Consider the following 20356-nt stretch of genomic DNA (forward strand, 5'->3'; position numbering starts at 1 on the left):
AAAAATAAATTAGTTAAAACTAAAATCGCAGCGAAAAGCAGCGTTTTTTTGTAGTGAATTTATGGTGAAAAATTAGATGTGAAATATCTTGTGAAGCCAATTCCCCTCACTTCTTTAATTTCTTCTAATTATTTCCATACACCCTAAAGTTCTATACTCTACTCTTTTTCCTTCTTTCACTAACCTGCCCCGTTAGTGAAAAAACGACTGCTCATATTGAACAATCGCACCCAATAGTTTAAGTACAATTCTTCACAAACTTTAGATGTTTTCCAAATGAAGGACGTTAACAATAATGTTAAGGTCCTTCATTGCCTATTTAATTTATAATCTATCGATGTATGTTATAGACTAATACATCGAATAACTTCCCATCAACATAAAGTAATATCGCCCATTCTCCTGCCGTTGGAATGTTCACGCTTGAAGGTGTGTGTGCATCTGCTCCATTATTTTCACCTCCAAGACCTATAGACCAACCTGTTGTTAGGATTTGATGGACAGTTCCCGTTTCTTTATGAAAACCAACTACCGTTAGTTCGGTTTCTTTTGGATTTTCAATCCCCCAAAGATGCCACATCCACTTTTGGTTGATGTTTATGCTTGGCATATCAGCACCAATAACACCGGATTTATTTTTATTACCCAGTATATTGTTGTCTATATATAAGGCTTTACGGTTCCAGTCAATCTTTTCAAAGTCAGCTGTTTGAACAAAATTAGGAATATTTGGTGGTAAAAAAGTTTCTTCCCCAACTGACAATACTACATCTCCATAGAATTTATTATTTAAGTAGACCTTATATTTCCAAAGTCCATCTTTTGGAACTATTAACGTTGTATTAAACCTATCTAAACTTGCATATCCAGCGGAAGGTTCAGTAATCTTTTTTGAAGGTAATACATTTATACGTTCACCTGTCTCTTTATGGATAGCGTAAATTTCTATTTCTTTTCCCTTATAAGCATCAAAAGGTTCCCTGAAACTAAATACATAACCAAAAGGTTTACCGGCAGAAAGATAAGAATCCGGGAAGACCCTAAACAGTAGCTTACCATTTCTTGAGTAATCGTTTCTAATCTTCCATTCGCTTTCTAAAGTCTGGTTGGCTCCTTGCTTTACACCGTCGTCTTTTGAAGATAAGTATGCTATTAACTCTGTATAAAAGAGTAGGACAAATAAAGAGGCTGCCAGAGTGGAGATTAAATAAATATATAACTTTGGCTTTCTAGGCACATTTATTTTTTCTTGATGGAGCGAGGCCCTTATTTTTTCTTTCTGTACTTCTGTAAAGCGTACCCCTTTGTGAGTGGAAGAATTCATTGCTTTCCGTAAGTTTCTAAGTTCTTTCTCCACTTTATCGCCACCTTTCCAGTAATGCTTTTAATTTCATCCTTGCCCTATTCAGTCTAGTTTTTATCGTATTTCTATTTATTTTCAAGATCTCACTAATTTCTTCAATTGATAATTCTTCATAATAATATAGCGTAATAACCTCACGATATTTAATTGGTAGTTCTAACACACAAGTAGATAAAAATTCTTCTTCCCCACTCTTCATTATGGCCATCTCTGGTGATAATTCTGACGATTTTATAAGTGTAAGTAAGTTAGAGTTCGTAACAACCCTTTTAAAAATTGAACTCTTTAATAAATCTTTACACTTGTTTATCGTGATCCTAAATATCCAAGCTTTAAAAGATACAATTTTATCAATGTTTTCATATTCTTTATAACAAGTAATGAATACATCCTGTACGATATCCTCTGCAAGATTCCAATCCTTTGTATAGTTATAGGAAAGCTTAGTTAACCTGTCACCATATTCATCCATTATCTTTTCAAACCACATATCTTTATTTTCTGGATATAAATTTACCTTTCCAATCACTTTTCTCAACCTTATACCACCCCATTTCTCACTTACTGCTAAGACGACTGAGTTAAGCTTTGGTTTCATTTTTTATTTCAATAATAAAAAAAAGCTACCCAGCAGAGTAGCCTTAACATTAAAATGTATAAAATATATCCCTTTGACCTTCTTAACCTGCCCTTTTAGTTCAATAAGAAAAGGCTTCCGTAATTTGCAGCCAAATGTTAAAGGAAAGCACACGTTAGTTGAAGAACAACTTTTATCTTAAAATCCGCCGGTCCCTATTAGCTAATAAATCTTCAAAAATCTGATGGTCAGGAAATAAATTTTCAGGTAATTTGTCAAGGGGAAAAAGCCATTTATTAATGACTCTATATTACGGTCAATTAATTCTCCATCAAATTCGTTACAAGTAAATAACAGTTGCACCATCGAAGCTTGGTCCCCATTAGAAAACGTTTTGTCAAACTCTGGTCCTGAATAAATTCCGAATAAATCAAGTTTCCCTAAACGTAGTCCCGTTTCCTCAAGAACTTGCTGTATCCTGAATTGTTTCACCTAATTCCATAAAACCACCTGGAAGACCCAACATCTCGTTATCAGATCGCTGCTGCAATAACAACCGATTTTCTTTATCAAATACAAAAGCCCCAGCAACAACCATAATTACTTTTTCTTTACCAACCAAAGACCTTAAATTCTTTATATAGTCCATCATTTTCTCCTTTTTCCCATTATTACATTTCTTATTTGTTATTTAAAATCATAATCCTTCTTCAAGCTGACAGTGTTGATTTCTTCAAAATGTTAGTTTAAAAATGGTTTTGGTGGATGTAGATGTCTTCAATCTACAAGATAAGATAAATAAAACTCTTCTTCTAAAATAGAATACATCTTTAAATCCCGATGTTTTCCCTTTACAAACATACCTTTCCTAAGTATCCCTTCAAAAGACATCCCCGTTTTTTCCATTACTCGTGCTGAACCGATATTTTCTACAAAACACCTTGCTTGAATACGAACTAAGTCCATTTTTTCAAAACCGAATCTAATTACTTCTTTTGCAACTTCAGTAGTTAAACCATTTCCCCAATAGTCTTGAGAAATAACATAGCCAATTTCAGCAATTTTTTGATTTGGTTGCCACCAGACAAAGTCGATAGTCCCGATGAATTTTCCAGTTTCTTTGTGTTCGATTCCCCAAGGAGCCACTTGACTGCTTTCATATTTGTTCATTACAAAACCAATAAACTCTTTTGTTTCGGATAATGTCTGGTGGGTATTCCAAGTTACATACTTAGATACTTCTTCATTTGAACCATATGAAAATATATCTTCAGCATCATCTAAAGTAACTTTTCTTAGAATAAGACGTTCAGTTTCTAATATAGGTAAATCACCATATATTTTTTCAATCTCCATAAATAACCTCTCCAATTCCACTTCTTTATGAAAACTACTTCTATATAAGTTTTTATTTCTCCTTCTTGTTGAACTAAATCCGTTTAGTTGAATAACAAAAAAGCCACCAAAAATGGCAGCTTTATCTTGAACTATTGCACCCGTTAGTTGAAGAACGTTAATTCATTGACCTTGCAATTTCTAACATTTTTTCTTTCGGTAATCTTGAACTATTCATTTCTATATAAGTACCATCTTGCACCCAATTAAGTAAGCCACCAGTAATGGTGTCTCCATTTTTATCAACTTCACCATTATCTCCCCATTTTGAAAAATAACCCTTGTTCCCATTAATATCTACTTGCTGAGCATAAGGAAAATCGTCATCGGATAAAGGAAATCCCATTCTCTGGTCAAAACCAACCATCATCTTTATATCCTTGCTGTCCATATAGTGTAGCATTAACCAAGGGGATGTTTTGGTATCTAATGTCCAATCGTCAGGAATCTTTTTGGGAGTCAAAACGGTAAAATCAACTTTTTTCTTTATTTCTGGAATGGTAATGCTGTTGTGATTATACTTAATTTCTTTAGCCGTAATTATCATTGGGTTACTAATTAACAGGATTAGGACAATGAAAAAACGAATATGAAATGCCAATTTACTACCTCAATTCTAATGTAATTTCTGATAGTAGTATCTCCGAAGTGTCTCTTCTTATTAAACTATCCTGCCACGTTAGTACAACAAGAAAAAAGGATCGCCGCAGCGGTATCCCCATTTTCAACTCTTGCACCCGTTAGTTTAAGAAGCAAAGTTACTCTACACCAAAAACGTGAGACATTATAATGCCTGTAACTAATCCCGCAATAATAAAAGTGGGGATAGAAAGTAAAATCTTATTTCTTAATGAAATGGTATCAAACCGTTTATACAATTTACCCATTAGAATAAAAAAAGCCACAAAAATAGATAGAGATATTATACTTGCTATTAAATCAACTTTTGTAAAGGGTGGATTGAGGTAACCATCCAAATAATGATTTACAATAACCAATAAACTAAATAATATAAATTCATAAAAAAGAAACTTAAAATAAAACATTTTAATTACACCTCCTATCTACAATGTGTAACCAATCCTTTTTCAATTATCTTGCCCCGTTAGTGGAACAACAAAAAAAGGCTACCTTTTCAGCCTATTGTTTAACTCAAGCACCCGTTAGTTTAAGAACATTTCTTCACAATCTGTCCTTCACGAATGTCACCCTCATATATGTTTCAATCTAATACCCATCATTATTAATTCACTTTTTTCTTCATTACTAACCTTTTCCATATAAAGTTCTTCTTCGTGTGCAGTATTAGATACCCATAATATATTTTCTTCTTTATAAAAAGATAAATCCTCCAACAACCTTGGCTGCTGCCAATCAAACATATTATTAGCATACTCCACTAAAATGGACTCACACTCCTTATGAGAGTGATAGTAAAACACATAGGCACTACTACCTCTAAGTTGTGTATTCGCCCAACTTTTTTGCTTGCGAACATTTATCAGATAGGGTTCTAATTTCTCTAATAACTCATCGATTGTATCACCACAAGGCATATCATTTCTTTGTACAAGGATGAAATAATCACTCTTCTCTATAGCAAAATGAATAAATTTTTTGTATTGTTCCCCATAAATTTCTTTTATCTGATAATTCCTGTAATTTTCAAATATATTGTTCAACAAAGCTCATTCCTTTTTAATATGATACTAATTAAATTCACCACAATTTTATCATTTACCTTCTTGTGCTAAACTGCTTCGTTAGTTCAATAAATAAAGGCTGCCTTAATTGCAGCCAGTTCTGGAGGAAAAGCAGCTCAAAATTTCCAACCTAGCCTAATTCGTTTTTTATATAGCGGAAAATCCAAACTCATTAAATTGCCTTACAATCGAAATTAGTAAACTTTCCATAATCGAGTATCTCTTTTACCTTCTCAGTAACAATGACTATGTTTGGATTATCGTCTACATAAAAGGCATCACTGCCCTCCCAACGGGTTTTATCCACCTTCGAATTCTTTCCCCTAAGAAATTCTTTCCTTCCACACATTGAACAAGCAGTTATCGTTTCAAGGTTACTACCTTCAAGCCACGCTTTTCCATTTACAACGATTTCCCACAGTTCAGGTACAGCTTCTGTGGAATTCTTCATTTTACCAGTCCATTTTAGATTTACTTTGATAAAGGTTATTCCTTGTAGTTTAGCCTCTTCTAAGCTAGCTTTTACTGACTCCTTAACCCATATCAATCCTGGAAAAGGATGCGTAAAATCTTTGACTTTTGTATTCCGAATTAGTCCTTCTGGTGGACATAAATCAACTCCAGGCTCAAGCATTTTTAATGGAATGTTCGTTGCTAATGCTATCTCTTTACAAAGACTTTGGAATTGGTCCAATGGAACTCCAAAGTCTGGGAGATTGTGACTTTGAAGAATATTTGATACTTGTTTGGACACAGTTTCGTTTATTCTAACTCTTGAACTACTTGCCCATAAATCATTACATTTTGGGCAGTATATTCCAGGTAAAAATACAGGATTTATATACTCAACTGGATTAGCTCTAGACATTGCTACGTCACTTGAATAAACAGGTGAACCTAAATTATAAAACACTTCATTTATCTCCAATCATCTGTTATTAACCTAACCCGTTTTTGTAGGGGTAGCCTAATATGAACGTTAATTTAATTGAAATTATCTAAATAAAAATGAAACCAGTTTAACCCAACGATAGATGAAGTTGAAACATAACCCGAAAATTCTACTTGTTCATTCTCATATAATAAAGGACCAACAACTTCTATATCGTGTCCTAATTGATTAACCAAAACAAGAACTTCGAATATTGCTTTTTCTGGTTCACACACCTGAAATGAAGATTCACAATAAACTTCAAAGAGCGAATTGTCTTTCCAATATTGTTCTAATAAACTAATTTTTAATTTGCCGGTAACATTTTCAATTCTCTTTATAACATTTTGAGCTTTTTCTTCAGTTTTTGCATTTATGTAAAACCGCCAACCAATGGTCTCAAACATCGTTATGCCTTCAGCCTCCTTCAATAAATTAAAGAATTCGCTGTTTTTTGTTACTTCTCCTTCTTGCACTAACCTGCCCGGTTAGTTCAACAAGAAAAAGATGCTTTAATGACAGCTCTGATCTTAAACTCAAGCACCCGTTAGCTGAAGAAGAATTACCTTTTTATTTCAGTAACTATTGGTTTATCAAAAGAAATAACATCAATGATATGGTCTAAACAGGCTATCTCGTAATGAACAGGTTGTTCTTCTGGAAATACATCGTTAACGATTGTACCTTTGTTAATGAAGTCTAAATATCTTGATTTTTTAAATATTCGAAATGATTTTCCTTCAAAGATTTCATATTCATCTAAAACAGTAAATGACTCATTAATAATTGAATATGATACATATGAATCAAAATCTAACTGTATTATTGGTAATTGTGCATCAACCTCTATTGGATATGTGTCATTTATAATATGTTTACCTATTTCAATGTCTTCACTTTGCTGATTAACTTTGCATCTATTAATAAAAATTCTTAAAGAATTGGTTTCAGGTTCTTCTAAGTTATGAAGATAGATATAACCTTTCTCATTCATTAAATCCCTATATTCCACAACAAATTACCTCTTATTATCCTGGATTTTTATTTTCAATTCGGTAAATAAATTTAATTTCCTTCTTCAACTATCCTGCCCGTTAGTTGTATATGAGGAATCAATTTCAGTAACTAATGAAAAGAGTTATTTGTCCTTATTTTTCAAACCTTTAATTGAAAGATAAATTGAATATAATAATAAAAATCCTCCAAATATCCATAAACCATATTTTTCCGATTGTTTATTACTAACGTGTTTATTCAATATTTCATTCAAAGATATAATGATTATATCTACTACAAAAATAAACAAAAACATTTTTATAAAACTTTTAGTTGAAAATTTCTTATTACGAAAACCATCTATAACCCCTGCTATGACCCCTGCAATAATGGGGTATATTATTAAACCAGTTATCAAAATAATCTCAGCCTTTCATTCATCTTTGTTAGTTGTACTTAATAATTCCACTAGATGTAAGTTTTTCCTTCTTTCACTAACCTGCCCCGTTAGTCGAACAAGAAAAAGGCTTTATTCTCTATTTTAAGTAAAACACCTCAGAATCGCTTTAATGTAATATAAAATAAATTAACCCAGAAATTACTAAAGACATTATGCCGACGAAACCAGATATTAACGCTATTTTCGTTCTAGAATTTCTGTCTTCTGGGGTTTCTGAATAAAAATTTCCTCTTTGACGGTCTCCATCAACCCAAGCCCCGATAAAAACACTTGAAATAATAATACCTACTATCCCTACAATTAGAAAAAACTGAAACAATAAAATTCCCCCTTTTTTCACCGCCTTACCAATACATACGCATTAAGGGGTTCTTGGTTTCATATCAGTTTTCCTTCTTGAACTATTCTGCCCCGTTAGCTGAAGAAGAAAAAGACCTTTGATGCAGCCTGTTCTTCCAGTTTAATTTCCGTGCCAACGATACCAAACACTTTTGAAATATCCCGATAATACCCCTTCTCCTTGAAATCTATCTTCAAGAACAGCTTGGACCTGCTGATATTCATCTTTATGTTTACCGTAAGTATTGGGAAGGGACCCCAAGTAAGAATATTTATAAACCGGATCATTGGGACAAAGTTCATATGCCTGCTTTAACATCAAAGTACCTTTTTCTTCCCAATACTCGTAGTCACCAAAGTAATATGGGAAAAGTGAAATCATATAACCAAAGCACCAGAGAAAATCCTCGTTAGTCATAAAATTAGCCAATCCAAAATCCGTAACCTGACGTAACACAGTCTCTAATTCATCAAAATCCACACCTTTAATATCCAAGGGACCCTCTTCTGCTAGTACATACCAGCAAAAGAACCCAAGGCGAATAACAGTTTTTAAGTCACCACGATTTTGGTTCCAATTTTTTATAAGGATAGCTTTTGCTTCATTCCATTTGCCTTGGCTTTCTAGTGTATCAACTTCAGACCACCGCCAATCCATCACAGCAATCACACCACCTATCTTGGATATTCTTTAAACTAACGATTTAAGTCACAAGTGTATCTTCTTGTCTAAAACCTCGTTCTTCTATTGGAACTATCTTGCCCGGTAGATTAAATAAGAAAAAAGTCCGCCTCAGCGATCATTTTAAGCCTAAGAAACTCGTTTAGCTTAATAAGAATTATTGATATGATACACTTTTAAATTATTCCAAGTAGATTTCCAATTCTTTTTAGTTAGGCGGTCTTCGTAAATTTCTACTCTTTCTTCAGTCTCTGTAAAGAAAGGAGTCGGCCTCACTTCCAGATTAATAACATCACTAATTCCGTAAGGAGCTGTTAATTTCACATTTTCTCTATCATCTAATTTTACCCCTAAAGCTGTCGCTGTTTCTGGGAACTTAGAAATAGCATCTACAGAAGAAGAATAGGGGGGCATATTGCTTTTAATGTGCATTCTAGCTTCATTCTTTACAGACCAAGGAATGTCAGGCTGAAGGGTTTTTAGCAAATCCTCAAGTTTCTTTTCCTCTAATTCATCAACATTTGTTGGGTCAAAATAAATTACATCAATATCTGGTATTGGAGTTCTTACACGAAAATTATGTAATGTGTCCCATATTTTTGAGCGAACAAATCCAGCACATATCCACCAATCAGGCAAATTTAAAGATTTTGCTGCTTTTAATATGTTGATCATCCACTTATCTTCAGTAATAAACTTAATGATTTTTTCCTCATTTATCACTTTAAAATTACTCCTTAAAATGTGTAATACATTGTTTATTCGTTAACATTGAATACTTATCCTTCTTCAACTAAACTACTGCATCACAATAACAAAAAAAGATCGCCGTAGTATCCCAGTCTTAAACTCAAGCACCCGTTACTTTAAGTACAATATTTCACAATCTGTTACTTTATAAACAAAAACAGCGATGCCTTTTAAAAGCATCGCACGCAGTTAGTCAAATTATTTTAAGGTATTACTTCGTATTTTCAATATTAAAACCGATATTTCGGTTGTCTCTGGTTTTGATTTTTATAGTCATTAATACAGCTGATATTACATAAAGAATCCAAACAATTTGAATATTAGTAAATGAACCTAATCCTGATGTCATTCCACCTATAAAATCTCCAATTGGTAAATGTAAAAATATTGCTAAATACATAAGATACTTTTTATTAAACAATACGGACGTAAATGCTAAACAAGCAGGTATAAACAAGAAGTTATAGTAGATTAAGGTTTCCAATTGGGAATCTGGCTTATTAAAATCATCCAATTGTATAAGTCCCCATAAAATTCCTCCTCCCCAATGATAACTACTCCAAACTATACCACCAAAAATTGCACCCATTAATCCCAAAATAAAGGCAACTTTTTCAGTCGCACTTCTTTCGTTCCAAATAGACATATGGCACTCCTCCTCACGCTTTAATTATTTCTTATTCTATACATTATTGGCATAATCCTCCTAAACAAAACTCATCCGTTAGCACAAACAGCAAAAAAACAGACCGCCGCAGCGACCCCATCTTTATTATCGTTCGATTCGTAAACACACCATCCATCTTCACTCTTTAATCCCCAAACTGTCTTACTTTCCGAAACACTTTTTATAAAGTTTTCATATCGTCTTTTAGAATTTATAGTCAAGTCGAACTTCATTACTTAATCCCCTCTTTAATTAACCTGCTTCGTTTGTTGAAGAAGAAAAAAGGATCGCCGGAGCAACCACCATTCTTCAAGTCTTGCCCCCGTTAGCACCATAAGGAATGTTAATATTTAATCTTATTAAGATTTCAGCTTCATTCTTTATCCTTGATATTACATCCTCTTCATTTAACACAAAAGATTTATCATCATAATCAAGTCTATCAATCAATTCACTAATTTCAAACCAAGCATACAGACCATCTGAATTATCTAACTCAATAGCAACAACTTGAAAAATCATATTAGCTAAATTGAAAATTTCTTTATGGTCATTAGCTTTTATTATTCTATTTGCTAAAAAAACTATATAGGCTCTTGCACATATCTCAAAGGTTGGCTCCTTTATTGCCAATTCATCTAATGCTCTTTTAAAATACAATTCGACTTCAAATATATTATCATCGAATGAAAATGAAGAGAGAATATTTAAGGATGGTGACGATACATCTTTTTCTAATAAATTGTGAGACCAATTTACATAATCCTCAGTTGAAACTGTACCCTTTTGAATTTTATAAAATAAAATATTTGTTTCCACTTTATCACCACCATTAATATTTATCTCCCTTGAACCAGATTAATAACCTTATTGTACTAACCTGCTTCTTTAGTGCAACAAGGAAAGAATCATCTAATTTAATTTTCCCTAAGATGATTTAATAGTGCCGTAGCCAAAAAAATTATAGCTAAGCCAGTGTACCCACTATTGGGACCCACATCGAAGAAAATCGGAGAAATAAACTGATTTAAAACTGTTATAAATATGGCGAATATAACGAAAGAAATATTTGTTTTTTCAAAGGAAAAACCTCATAATAAATTCTGAAAGCAATAAAAATACTTCATTGTAATTATAACCCTTATTCAACTAGTCGAGTAGAAGGGAGCCTTTCTACCTTTCGGTAGATTGTACTCCCCCCCCTCACAGAACCGTGCTTGCACTATTAATGCACACGGCTCCTCCTAGTTACCATTCACAAAATGTAGCTAGTCTCATAGATTGAGATTTTGCTACTTCTGCTATCCTTAGTAGTTTTGTTTCCATTTATCTCTACCTATGAGTGTAGTAAATGTTTCCCTAGTAAGGGCGATAACTGGTAGCTAGCCTTTCCTCCATCGGCATTACCCAACTTCATTGGTACTACGCTGCTATCCGACTCCCTACACAGCATTTGGTCTCCTTGCTTTTTATCGCTTGTACACCATACTCTTCTAACGAGAAAAGACCGGTAGGGTATCCCGAGTTGCCGTATCATATCGATGTTTAACGTGCCAAGGTCTCTGACTCCAAAGAGGTTTTATCCATCTGGCCCCTAACGAAGGATAAAATGTAGCTTTCTGCTGCAGGTAAAGCATCAGCCCTCTCGATTTACTAACATTATGGAGCTCAATCCCTTCAACCATTTGGCTTTCGGCCCGCCACCTAACTGTCTACGCTTAAAGACTAAAGTTACCTTTAGCCCTCCAAGACTCGCTACGAGCGAATGGCTAGTTCTTACTCGACGGGAATCCCACCCGCTATATGATACGACCTAGGCTCGGCCGCACACCTGCCCGTTAGTGGAACAAGAAAAAAGGCTGCCGTAGCAGCAAAATCGTTCTTGAGCTAAAGCACCCCGTTACTTTAAGTACATTCTTTCACAATCTAGTGCACTTAGTAACCATTTTGAAGTTCTGTTTACTCTCACTAAAAAAAGGTTGTCAAAAGACGAACCTTTTATTCAACTTTTCTAAAGCCACTTTTCTGTTGTAATTTATCATAATTACAAACCTTTCAATAACCAATTGATTAGTATACTAAATACAGCAATAATCATAAATATATTCCCAAGAAACTCGAAAATTTGCTTTGATTTATAACTGGAACGTAAATAGACCGAAAATGAAAACAATAATACCAAGGGTATCCAAATCTTACTGGTATCTTGTTTTATATTAAACTTAAATGTAATAATCACTACAAGTAATGATATTAATAATGCTACCCAAAAGTAAATTTTCCTATCTGTTTTCCAGTTTTTATCTACCATAAATAAAGCCACCCTTTTTGAGGAAAAATTTTTCAGATACTTGACCTTTCAAATATAAATATTCTTCTATTGGGTCAAATAATCCTTCTTGCACTAAACTGCTTCGTTAGTTCAACAAGAAAAAGGAGCTGCCGATTACAGCTCCATCTTAAACTATTGCACCCGTTACTTGAAGAAGGAAAACTAAAATATATTACTAATATCTTCCCATCCATACACAAGTTCAGAAAGTTTTTTCCCTGAAATCTCAACTTCAACAGTATTTATTTTTTTACCACCAAGTGATTCATAAAATAGACGAGAAATATTATCTTTTAAGACAAGAACAAGCATAGAGTTTAATCCCATTCCTCTAATTTCATCTATGATTGGTCTAACAAGTGCTTTTCCAATACCTTGTCCCTGATACTCTTTTAATATATAAATTGCATATAACTCCCCATAAAATCCGCTATATTTTCCACTTCTTTCTTTACCACCAGAAGAAAAACCAACAATTTCCCCTTTAATATTTTCTGCTACATATACACCACCATTAGAAATGTTATTTATCCATATCTGTTCCCGACTTTCATATGTTAAATTACTTAAGTATTCTTCTGGAACAATATTGGCATATGTTGTTTTCCAACTATCGACGTGTACCTATTCCCTTCGTATCGGTTAAGATAGCTTTTCTAATTTTAAAAAACCCGTTATCCATATGTTCCACCCCTCAATATACACATTATACCATTTACTTTCCTCTTCTTCTTGAAGTAACCTGCTTCGTTAGCTCAATAAAAAAAGCCACCTAAAAAGGCAGCTGGTTGTTTCTGCGGTTATTCAATAAAAGCACCCATTAGTTGAAGATTAATTTCTTCTTAAATTCCTTTTTTATATCATAATAAAATAAATAAATCTCTAAGAATAAAAGAAAAATAGTGATTCCAAAACCAATCTTTAATAATAAAGAATTTAGCGAATTAATAATAAAACAGTAGCCTGAAATTAGGATAAGGCAAATTATTGGGTAATATTTAAGTAAAAAAGTATGCAAAAGACTACCATTCCTATTTATGAAATTATTGATTATTAATGCACTTATTAGTGGGATTGGAATTGTAATAATAAGGTGTAAAAATTTTAAGGCTTCGTCCTGTTTTGCCCACGGGAAGATTGTATAATCATCTGAATACAAAAAGAATGCAAACCCAATTGAAGATAACAACAATAAATGATATAGGATTTTAGTAATCATTTAGTTTTCCTCCTTATCTTGAATTATTAAAACCCTATTATAATAAAGTTCATAATTGAATTAATTTGAAAAAAATAGGGTTACAACCACAATATCCACTATTTTTTATACACATTTCTCCTTGCAAAACAGTGTAATATTACACAAATTATAATCTATGTAACCGATATTTGAAAGTCCTTTTCAAATTTCTTATTCAACTAATCTGCCCGTTAGTGCAATAAGAAAAGCCACCAAGAATGGCAGCTGAATCTTCAACTCTTGCACCCGTTACTTGAAGAAGGACTCGTAATGTTTAATCATTAATAATGTATTTATCCCAGCCTCTATTTTTAATTTCTTCCTCTGAGGGTACAACAATTTCATAATCAAAATCAAATGTGGATGTTGCTATACCGACTTCTTTTATTAAGTCAGGATGTTCCCATAATGATTCACATTCATCGCAACACACAAATAATATATTTGTTTTTTTATCTTTGAAAATTTCAACCCATCCTTGATTGCAAATCGGACACCAAGCAACTTTATTTTTATACCACATTTTTTAAACCGTCCTTTATAAGGCTCATTCATTTGAACTGTTCGTTCAACAAGTAGGGGGATTGTCGTAGCAGTTCCAATCTTAAACTCTAGCACCCGTTAGCTTAAGTACAATTCTTCACAATATCTTTAATACCTTCCCTTTATTCAAAAAAAAGAGGCTAACCTTTTGAAGATAAGCCTAATCTTTATTATTCTATATGCATAACAATCTCAAGACCTGTTGATTTTCCTTTAAAAGGAGTTAGAGATTCTCTAAAAACCAAATCCAAACCTGAAATATCATCTGGTAATGGAGGAGACACAATGAAGTTATAACTAATATGCCCTTCAGAACCTCCTCCGCCAGTTTGTCTACAATCATATTCCTCCCCTAACCATAAATGCCAATAACTATCTCGAAGTAATCTCTCTTCCTCTGCTGGCTCCCAATCAATATTAAAATTAACAACACTTGCATTCGCATATTGCCGAACACAGGTTACGGAATATAAACATTCTTCTTTTTCCACTGATTTTAAGACTGGTATATACTTTTGGAAATCTGTTGGCTCAACCTGTGGTCGAAATTCGTAATCATTTTTTAGTTCGCTGAATATCAACTCTAACAAGTCCTCATAAAGGTCAAACTTTTCTGCCCACTTTGAAATATATTCAAGTGGTGGACAACCTGGGTTATTGTTTGAAATATCTTTTCTTTGCTTAAACAAAGAACATATTTGCTCATCGATCGGGATTAACCGTTCATCATAATGCTCGGTCGGTTGTTCAAACGGCAATTGTTCCATTACATTCCCACCTCAAATTTTATAATTATGGTTTACGTTAATATTAACATATTTGGAATTAAAGGGAATCCTTAGTTCTTCAAGTAAACTGCGTCGTTAGCACTATAAGAAAAGGGATCGCCACAGCGTCCCCATCTATAACTCTTGCACCCGTTAGTTCAAGAAGCCCTTGCTAATATTTTTATCTACCCATATCTTTTCCGTATCAAAAAGAAAATCCCATTTTTTAAATTTTATCCAGTCAAATAATTCTAGAATTTCCTGGTACTTGGTTTCAAAGCGAATAAGTAGCTCCAGACCTAATATTAATTCATCACTTTCAACGGTCCTTTTCCTTTTTAAAATAGTTTTTATTCGTTCAATAACAGGATTAATAGCAGTTTCATCACCGTGTTTATTTATTCCTAACAAAGCATACCCCTTTACAGCAGAGGAACGTTCTTTTAAAGCCTCTAAAAATACGGGTAGTAACGAGGAATTACCTAATTCATTTAGTGCCGATAGAGCGGAACATTTAACGTCTACTTTTGGATGTCCGAGTGAATTTATGAGATGTGGAATTGCTTTATTTGAGCCAATCTTTGATAATACAGAAATAGCATAGGTTAAGTCATACTCATCAGATGAGTCTGATAAAATTCTTATGAGAGCTTCCTCTGCCATAGACTTTTCACAAGCCTGCATAGCGTGCATTGCTGAGTGTCGGACTGAAGGACGTTCATCCTTAATAAACTTAATAATAGGTGAGCATTCTTGTATATTTCTTTGTTCTGCAATTCGATTAAGTATTTCTTCTAGAAGATATTTGTTCGTTTCTGTTTCAAGCCATTTAATAAGACTAGTAGATATACGTTTATCTCCCGTGTTTTTGCCAATTTTACCAAGTATAAAATAAATATCTTTCCTGGTTTCTCTATCCTTGCTTTTTTCTAATAAATTATTAAGGAAAGGAATGAGATTAGCATCCGTCAGTTGTTCTGCTTTTCGGTAAGCATTCCAAGATGGTGAATCTTCACTTGTATAGTATCCTTCTTTATAAATGGTATCAGTTTCTGACATTTGTTTAATTAATTCTAATAGTTCTTTTTCATCCATAGTGATGGGCTCCTAATGCAGTTTTTATCTTATTGTAATCATTTTTTTGTTTAACTAACCTGCCACGTTAGCTTAACAAGCAAAAAGATGTTGCCGCAGCAACACCTTGTTTAACTCTTGCATCCCGTTAGTTCAAAAAGAAAATCGGGAAGAATTTCTTCATCTCTTTTCTTTTTTAATTGCTTTGTAAAGATACCAACCACCCCAACCTCCAACTAATGCAATTGGTAATATAAAAAGGTTGCGTTCGGGTTTTCCTTTTTGGAGCCAGTCGATATTAAAAATATAGGTTATTCCTAAGACAATCCCGATAGTCAGTAGTCCGAAAATCAATCTAATAAAATAGGCTTTCATATGGAACCCTTTCTTTGCTTTAAATGTAATCACCATTTTAGTTAATGTTTCTTTTTATTGTACTATTAAAAGAAAATTTTGGATAACCGTATTTAATGCAAAATCCTTCTTGCACTAACGCCCAGTTAGTCGAATAAGAAATGACCCCTTACTACGACTCTTTGTTATTAAACTCAAGCACCCGTTAGCTTAATAAGAAAAATCCTTATCACTCACTTGTCTAAGCGATAAAATTTTATTCAACTGGGGAAGTTATTTCTGAGGTGGTATTAGTGAAATATATAGCAACTCTTCTTATAATCCTTTTAATTATCCAGTATGATACGGCTTTTGCAGAGACACCTTTACCTTATTTAACCCCACAATGTCCTAAAGAAGAAGAACTTGTTGAAACAACTTCTAAAGATAAAGAAGAACTTCTAAAGATAAAGAAGAACTTCTAAATGCTTTAAAAACTATTGTTCCTAAAGTCTATCCAGAAGAGCAATGGGAAATTAGAATGGTTAAACCATTAATTGATATGAAAGATAGTCCTTTTTATGGAATGGCAATATTACGTTGCAATAAGGAAACAGCAAAAAAATCTTGGTATGTTGAATTACTATTTCCTAAATACCTACCGTCTGCTAGTATTTCAACTGGTATAATGTTTGTTACAAAAACTAAATCAGAGGAATGGAAGGTTTGGTATCAATACAAATAAAACACCTTCTTCAAGTAACCTGCTTCGTTAGCTTAACAAGAAAAAATGACCGCCGCAGCGATCATTGCCGGAAAACGATCTTTCACTCAAGCACCCGTTACTTTAAGTACAATATTTCACAAACTTTCAAATGGATGAAATACCCCTATAATCACAAGACCAATAAGAATAGCTGCAAGTGATAATATTAAAGCAAGTCCTACTAATTCACCACCTGTACCGAAAAAGGTATCAAGTATTCCTAAAACTAAAAAGACCACTTTTTTTGATGTTTTGGACTCATCGGACTTAAATTCTTTATAACCATAAACCAATAGCGATATAAAAGAAACAATACCTATTAATAGGAGAATGAACCCACCGAACATAACTATAAAAATTTTTCCCTTCGTTGCCACATTTGTAGTGTAGTTAAATCAACCCGTTATTGGAACAAGGTTTCCTTTTATTATCCAAGATATAAAATTTTATTTTTCTCTTTTTTCGCACGAATCACTATTTTTGCTGTTAAATGTTCTGGATTTTCATACGATGACTGAATTTCTTCAAAAAGTTCGTTAATAATCTCTTCAAGATTCCCCAAAGTTAGTGTTTGTGAAAGATTTTTTGTTCTTGCAATTTCATACTTTTTAAACGAACTATCGTAACCATTTATAGTTTCTTCTCCAACTGCATTTATTTCAAATTCCACTTTTATTTTACCTTCCATTCTGTATACCTCCTAACAGACTGTAACTGCTAATACTTATCTTTTCCGTTATTCTTGTTGCCCCGTTTAGCTCAATACACAAAAAGGTACTGCCGCAGCAATACCTTATTTTTAGCTTTTTCACACGTTAATACAAAGGATTTTCAACCTTTTTTTAGTCGCATTTTTAATGTATCCGCCAATAAAAAAGAGAGAATCATAGCACCCCAATGGGGTAAAGCAATCATAAACATAAGAATCCCTGCACCTAAGTCGTCTTGTGTATAAAGATTTGGAAAAAGGTTGTATTCAATTGGATGAAACAGCAACGCTCCAATAAAGGATGGGAGGATGGGTATATAAAATAGATATCTCATTGTCCCAAGGGATAATCTTGTGTTTATAAACGTATAAAGTGGAACCAAAAGGACAGCAATAATAATAATTCCACTTAGGCTTATCCAATTATCATTGGCGTATAATACTGTGAACCAAATCTCACCCACTAGTATATAAAGCAAATACAACAAACAAAAAGACAAAAGCCTTAATATGTACCCCTTTGGCATTTTGAAGTTCATCATTTAAAGGGATTTCCCTCCAATACAAGTAAAAGCTCATTATTATATTAATTGAATAGTTATATCTATGGATATAGGAAAATTAATCCTTTCACCAATAATATCCTTATTAAGCTAACCTGCTACCTTTACTTCAATAAGAAAAGCCGCCGAAAATGGCAGCCTGATCTTCCGCAAAAGCACCCGTTAGTTCAACAAGACCTAGAGATTAAAAAAGACGTAGAGGAATATCCACGCCTTTTATTACTTTCCTTTTTGATAATTAAGTAATGCGACTTCATTAGTGTTCGGATTATATACATCGGTTTTTAAGGTAACATTGTCATAATGTTCTTTTTTTGATTGGTTAATCTTCAATGATAATTGAACTTCATACCATATATCATTATTATTCTTTTTTAAAGATACATTTTCAACACCTTCTATGCTCCAATCTACGTTCGGTCCACCATATTGCTCATCTACAATCTGCAATAATTTCGGATAGAGTATTGACTTTAAAACATCTTCAGAACTCACTGAAATTTTATCTTCCTTATGTTCTGCGTACGATGAATTGTTACCACTTAACATAATCAAAGCTATAATCAACATAATTGTAATTTTTCTCATACTGTCACCTCATATGTTTGGTTAATCATTAGTATGTATTGAAGGTGTGGAAAATATTACAACTATTTCCATTTACTATGTTAACCAACTTTCATTTAACCTATATTTAACTATCTTGCCCGTTAGTTCAAAAAGAAAGAGCTGCCACGATGACAGCCCTGATCTTAAACTCTTGCACCCGTTAGTTCAATAAGGGTGCGATTTTATTTTATTAATGACCAATAGACTGTAAAAACAACAACGAAAATTATTAAACACAATGATTGCCAAAAATTCAATATATAAATCCGATTTTCCCTATTATTTCGGTATTGCTTTATTCCCTGCCATATTTCCGTAGGGATAATAAGTGCTGCAAAACCATTAAGTTGATTAAAAATTCCTTTTAAAATCAATATTGATATCAAACCAAACCAACAAATACTAAAGATAATGACATATTTATTTTTAGACAATCGCCATCTTCTTGTGTCCTCTTCACCAGTGATATGATACTTCTTTTTTAATACAGCACTTCCTCCACCACTTAAAACGAAAAAGCCCACTAGCATCAAAAAAACTACCATTAAACCATCCTTTCTTCGAGGTAATTCTAACAGAAAAAAATCCTTTTTCTAGTGGGTGATTTTTCCTGACTCTTGTTCCACTAAACTGCCAGTTAGTGGAACAAGAAAAGGAGCTACCGCAGCAACCCCAATCTTCAACTATCGCACACAGTTAGTTGAATAAGGGTTTATTGCTTTCGCTTACGAATTAATTTATAAACAATATATATAAACCCGAAAATTAGAAATGAATATGCTATGACAATAGACTCTTCGACTTCTTTAAAGTCCCTATCCTGAGTAATCATTAAAAGCACGATACCTGCAATAATCATTAAAATGCCGATAATATATCTACCCATTCTATCACTCCCTAACAAATAAGGTTTCTTTAATCAATTTTTCTTATACTAACCTGCCCCGTTAGTCGAATAAGAAATGACCCCTTACTACGACTCTTTGTTATTAAACTCAAGCACCCATTAGTAAAAACAAAAAAGTTTGGATTTATGCCTTCCAACCTATCCAATCATCCTCGTGATATTCATTTAAAGATATTACTAATCCGGTATCATTTAATTGCCCACAGATGGAATCATAATCAATGTACTGATGTCCGTGTCCAGATTTACTATTTAGCAAAGCCTTTAACAGTTCTTTAACATAATTCCATCCCTCATAAGGTAATGTAAAGACAAACCCATCTGCTGTCTCATATAAACCAGTGTTATTTCTAGAAACACAAAGGGTTAATTCTGTCTGATTAAAAGCCTGGACATAGGGTAAATTTGTTAGGCAGATTGTTTTATTATTATTTTCCCAATCATTAATAGTCTCAAAAAACATCTGTAAAGATTGCTTATCTACTGACATTAGGATAGTTCGATTCCCCTTGAAATCTTCGAAATACTTTAATTTTAAAGCCACCAATTCACCTCGTTTTACTGCTAATAATCATTATATTCACTACCAATAATGAAAAATCCTTCTTCAACTAAACTGCCCATTAGTTCAATAAGAAGAGCCGCCTGTT

The 20356-nt window shown here is 33.2% G+C and carries 30 protein-coding genes and 1 pseudogene; 2 read left to right on the plus strand and 29 right to left on the minus strand.

The genetic code is table 11. The features are described from left to right. Positions 1-331: 331 nt before the first annotated feature. From CCK98_RS19590 to CCK98_RS19710, 22 genes and pseudogenes are all read right to left on the minus strand, one after another. Positions 332-1357, minus strand: a complete 1026-nt coding sequence (locus tag CCK98_RS19590) for a hypothetical protein (RefSeq protein ID WP_088088115.1) — start codon at positions 1355-1357, stop codon at positions 332-334. Position 1358: 1 nt separating this feature from the next. Then, on the minus strand, positions 1359-1892 hold the full coding sequence (locus CCK98_RS19595; RefSeq protein ID WP_256942576.1) for a sigma-70 family RNA polymerase sigma factor: 534 nt from the start codon (positions 1890-1892) through the stop codon (positions 1359-1361). A 508-nt stretch (positions 1893-2400) separates the two neighbouring features. Then, positions 2401-2592, minus strand: a complete 192-nt coding sequence (locus CCK98_RS36850) for an NUDIX domain-containing protein (protein WP_306298953.1) — start codon at positions 2590-2592, stop codon at positions 2401-2403. A 125-nt stretch (positions 2593-2717) separates the two neighbouring features. Then, positions 2718-3296: a GNAT family N-acetyltransferase gene (locus CCK98_RS19605; RefSeq protein ID WP_088088117.1), complete on the minus strand. Its 579-nt coding sequence runs from the start codon at positions 3294-3296 to the stop codon at positions 2718-2720. A 157-nt stretch (positions 3297-3453) separates the two neighbouring features. Further along, a complete protein-coding gene (locus tag CCK98_RS19610; RefSeq protein WP_256942411.1) occupies positions 3454-3936 on the minus strand; it encodes a DUF4367 domain-containing protein in 483 nt (160 codons plus the stop codon). Positions 3937-4093: 157 nt separating this feature from the next. Further along, entirely contained in the window at positions 4094-4381 is a 288-nt protein-coding gene (locus CCK98_RS19615; protein ID WP_088088118.1) for a hypothetical protein, read from the minus strand. A gap of 165 nt (positions 4382-4546) precedes the next feature. After that, positions 4547-5017 carry a stage III sporulation protein AH gene (locus tag CCK98_RS19620; protein ID WP_088088119.1) on the minus strand — a complete coding sequence of 157 codons (471 nt, stop codon included), beginning with the start codon at positions 5015-5017 and terminating at the stop codon, positions 4547-4549. 193 nt (positions 5018-5210) lie between these two features. Next, complete coding sequence (locus tag CCK98_RS19625) at positions 5211-5951, minus strand: double-CXXCG motif protein (RefSeq protein ID WP_088088120.1); 741 nt, start codon at positions 5949-5951, stop codon at positions 5211-5213. 71 nt (positions 5952-6022) lie between these two features. Further along, positions 6023-6445: a hypothetical protein gene (locus CCK98_RS19630; RefSeq protein ID WP_088088121.1), complete on the minus strand. Its 423-nt coding sequence runs from the start codon at positions 6443-6445 to the stop codon at positions 6023-6025. Positions 6446-6531: 86 nt separating this feature from the next. After that, positions 6532-6981, minus strand: coding sequence for a hypothetical protein (locus tag CCK98_RS19635; RefSeq protein WP_088088122.1), 450 nt, complete (start codon positions 6979-6981; stop codon positions 6532-6534). Positions 6982-7107: 126 nt separating this feature from the next. Then, the gene (locus CCK98_RS19640; protein ID WP_088088123.1) at positions 7108-7383 is read right to left on the minus strand and encodes a hypothetical protein; all 276 of its coding nucleotides are present in this window, start codon (positions 7381-7383) and stop codon (positions 7108-7110) included. 148 nt (positions 7384-7531) lie between these two features. Continuing rightward, positions 7532-7744, minus strand: coding sequence for a DUF5316 family protein (locus CCK98_RS19645; protein ID WP_088088124.1), 213 nt, complete (start codon positions 7742-7744; stop codon positions 7532-7534). Between the two features lie 141 nt (positions 7745-7885). Beyond that, complete coding sequence (locus CCK98_RS19650) at positions 7886-8422, minus strand: hypothetical protein (RefSeq protein WP_256942412.1); 537 nt, start codon at positions 8420-8422, stop codon at positions 7886-7888. A gap of 171 nt (positions 8423-8593) precedes the next feature. Beyond that, on the minus strand, positions 8594-9121 hold the full coding sequence (locus tag CCK98_RS19655; protein WP_088090473.1) for a nucleotidyltransferase family protein: 528 nt from the start codon (positions 9119-9121) through the stop codon (positions 8594-8596). A gap of 286 nt (positions 9122-9407) precedes the next feature. After that, entirely contained in the window at positions 9408-9842 is a 435-nt protein-coding gene (locus CCK98_RS19660) for a hypothetical protein (RefSeq protein WP_088088126.1), read from the minus strand. Positions 9843-9913: 71 nt separating this feature from the next. Further along, entirely contained in the window at positions 9914-10096 is a 183-nt protein-coding gene (locus CCK98_RS19665) for a DUF2750 domain-containing protein (RefSeq protein WP_088088127.1), read from the minus strand. Positions 10097-10172: 76 nt separating this feature from the next. Beyond that, positions 10173-10682, minus strand: a complete 510-nt coding sequence (locus CCK98_RS19670; RefSeq protein ID WP_088088128.1) for a hypothetical protein — start codon at positions 10680-10682, stop codon at positions 10173-10175. 1675 nt (positions 10683-12357) lie between these two features. Beyond that, a pseudogene (locus tag CCK98_RS19685) lies at positions 12358-12877 on the minus strand (N-acetyltransferase family protein). Between the two features lie 832 nt (positions 12878-13709). Next, the gene (locus tag CCK98_RS19695) at positions 13710-13958 is read right to left on the minus strand and encodes a hypothetical protein (protein ID WP_088088132.1); all 249 of its coding nucleotides are present in this window, start codon (positions 13956-13958) and stop codon (positions 13710-13712) included. Between the two features lie 190 nt (positions 13959-14148). Beyond that, the gene (locus CCK98_RS19700; RefSeq protein WP_088088133.1) at positions 14149-14745 is read right to left on the minus strand and encodes a hypothetical protein; all 597 of its coding nucleotides are present in this window, start codon (positions 14743-14745) and stop codon (positions 14149-14151) included. Between the two features lie 153 nt (positions 14746-14898). Then, the gene (locus tag CCK98_RS19705; protein ID WP_088088134.1) at positions 14899-15840 is read right to left on the minus strand and encodes a HEAT repeat domain-containing protein; all 942 of its coding nucleotides are present in this window, start codon (positions 15838-15840) and stop codon (positions 14899-14901) included. Between the two features lie 159 nt (positions 15841-15999). Then, a complete protein-coding gene (locus tag CCK98_RS19710) occupies positions 16000-16194 on the minus strand; it encodes a hypothetical protein (protein ID WP_088090474.1) in 195 nt (64 codons plus the stop codon). Positions 16195-16466: 272 nt separating this feature from the next. Here CCK98_RS19710 and CCK98_RS35525 point away from each other — a divergent pair, with 272 nt between their 5' ends. Both CCK98_RS35525 and CCK98_RS19715 read left to right on the plus strand, forming a co-directional pair. Continuing rightward, complete coding sequence (locus CCK98_RS35525) at positions 16467-16637, plus strand: hypothetical protein (protein ID WP_179195865.1); 171 nt, start codon at positions 16467-16469, stop codon at positions 16635-16637. A gap of 56 nt (positions 16638-16693) precedes the next feature. Next, the gene (locus tag CCK98_RS19715) at positions 16694-16897 is read left to right on the plus strand and encodes a hypothetical protein (RefSeq protein ID WP_088088135.1); all 204 of its coding nucleotides are present in this window, start codon (positions 16694-16696) and stop codon (positions 16895-16897) included. A gap of 116 nt (positions 16898-17013) precedes the next feature. Here the strand turns inward: CCK98_RS19715 and CCK98_RS19720 are convergent, their stop codons facing one another. From CCK98_RS19720 to CCK98_RS19745, 7 genes are all read right to left on the minus strand, one after another. Continuing rightward, entirely contained in the window at positions 17014-17265 is a 252-nt protein-coding gene (locus tag CCK98_RS19720) for a hypothetical protein (protein WP_088088136.1), read from the minus strand. An 80-nt stretch (positions 17266-17345) separates the two neighbouring features. Continuing rightward, complete coding sequence (locus CCK98_RS19725) at positions 17346-17606, minus strand: hypothetical protein (protein ID WP_088088137.1); 261 nt, start codon at positions 17604-17606, stop codon at positions 17346-17348. 143 nt (positions 17607-17749) lie between these two features. Continuing rightward, positions 17750-18169 carry a hypothetical protein gene (locus CCK98_RS19730; RefSeq protein WP_088088138.1) on the minus strand — a complete coding sequence of 140 codons (420 nt, stop codon included), beginning with the start codon at positions 18167-18169 and terminating at the stop codon, positions 17750-17752. 240 nt (positions 18170-18409) lie between these two features. Continuing rightward, a complete protein-coding gene (locus tag CCK98_RS19735) occupies positions 18410-18778 on the minus strand; it encodes a hypothetical protein (protein ID WP_088088139.1) in 369 nt (122 codons plus the stop codon). Positions 18779-18981: 203 nt separating this feature from the next. Then, the gene (locus CCK98_RS19740) at positions 18982-19344 is read right to left on the minus strand and encodes a hypothetical protein (protein WP_088088140.1); all 363 of its coding nucleotides are present in this window, start codon (positions 19342-19344) and stop codon (positions 18982-18984) included. A 167-nt stretch (positions 19345-19511) separates the two neighbouring features. Then, the gene (locus CCK98_RS35530; protein ID WP_179195866.1) at positions 19512-19685 is read right to left on the minus strand and encodes a hypothetical protein; all 174 of its coding nucleotides are present in this window, start codon (positions 19683-19685) and stop codon (positions 19512-19514) included. 145 nt (positions 19686-19830) lie between these two features. Next, a complete protein-coding gene (locus CCK98_RS19745; protein WP_088088141.1) occupies positions 19831-20250 on the minus strand; it encodes a hypothetical protein in 420 nt (139 codons plus the stop codon). Positions 20251-20356 lie beyond the last annotated feature (106 nt).

This window comes from Bacillus sp. OV166 (assembly GCF_900177675.1).
Classification (GTDB): Bacteria; Bacillota; Bacilli; order Bacillales; family Cytobacillaceae; genus Neobacillus.

Bases quoted from the DNA above. Each gene is read 5' to 3' on its own strand.
- CCK98_RS19700 (WP_088088133.1), bottom strand. From the start codon at position 14,745: ATGGAACAATTGCCGTTTGAACAACCGACCGAGCATTATGATGAACGG.
- CCK98_RS19605 (WP_088088117.1), bottom strand. From the start codon at position 3,296: ATGGAGATTGAAAAAATATATGGTGATTTACCTATATTAGAAACTGAA.
- CCK98_RS19650 (WP_256942412.1), bottom strand. From the start codon at position 8,422: ATGGATTGGCGGTGGTCTGAAGTTGATACACTAGAAAGCCAAGGCAAA.
- CCK98_RS19615 (WP_088088118.1), bottom strand. From the start codon at position 4,381: ATGTTTTATTTTAAGTTTCTTTTTTATGAATTTATATTATTTAGTTTA.
- CCK98_RS36850 (WP_306298953.1), bottom strand. From the start codon at position 2,592: ATGATGGACTATATAAAGAATTTAAGGTCTTTGGTTGGTAAAGAAAAA.
- CCK98_RS19735 (WP_088088139.1), bottom strand. From the start codon at position 18,778: ATGAGAAAAATTACAATTATGTTGATTATAGCTTTGATTATGTTAAGT.
- CCK98_RS19740 (WP_088088140.1), bottom strand. From the start codon at position 19,344: ATGGTAGTTTTTTTGATGCTAGTGGGCTTTTTCGTTTTAAGTGGTGGA.
- CCK98_RS19710 (WP_088090474.1), bottom strand. From the start codon at position 16,194: ATGAAAGCCTATTTTATTAGATTGATTTTCGGACTACTGACTATCGGG.
- CCK98_RS19725 (WP_088088137.1), bottom strand. From the start codon at position 17,606: ATGGAAGGTAAAATAAAAGTGGAATTTGAAATAAATGCAGTTGGAGAA.
- CCK98_RS19705 (WP_088088134.1), bottom strand. From the start codon at position 15,840: ATGGATGAAAAAGAACTATTAGAATTAATTAAACAAATGTCAGAAACT.
- CCK98_RS19655 (WP_088090473.1), bottom strand. From the start codon at position 9,121: ATGATCAACATATTAAAAGCAGCAAAATCTTTAAATTTGCCTGATTGG.
- CCK98_RS19720 (WP_088088136.1), bottom strand. From the start codon at position 17,265: ATGTTCGGTGGGTTCATTCTCCTATTAATAGGTATTGTTTCTTTTATA.
- CCK98_RS19695 (WP_088088132.1), bottom strand. From the start codon at position 13,958: ATGTGGTATAAAAATAAAGTTGCTTGGTGTCCGATTTGCAATCAAGGA.
- CCK98_RS19715 (WP_088088135.1), top strand. From the start codon at position 16,694: ATGGTTAAACCATTAATTGATATGAAAGATAGTCCTTTTTATGGAATG.
- CCK98_RS35530 (WP_179195866.1), bottom strand. From the start codon at position 19,685: ATGGGTAGATATATTATCGGCATTTTAATGATTATTGCAGGTATCGTG.
- CCK98_RS19660 (WP_088088126.1), bottom strand. From the start codon at position 9,842: ATGTCTATTTGGAACGAAAGAAGTGCGACTGAAAAAGTTGCCTTTATT.
- CCK98_RS19665 (WP_088088127.1), bottom strand. From the start codon at position 10,096: ATGAAGTTCGACTTGACTATAAATTCTAAAAGACGATATGAAAACTTT.
- CCK98_RS19730 (WP_088088138.1), bottom strand. From the start codon at position 18,169: ATGATGAACTTCAAAATGCCAAAGGGGTACATATTAAGGCTTTTGTCT.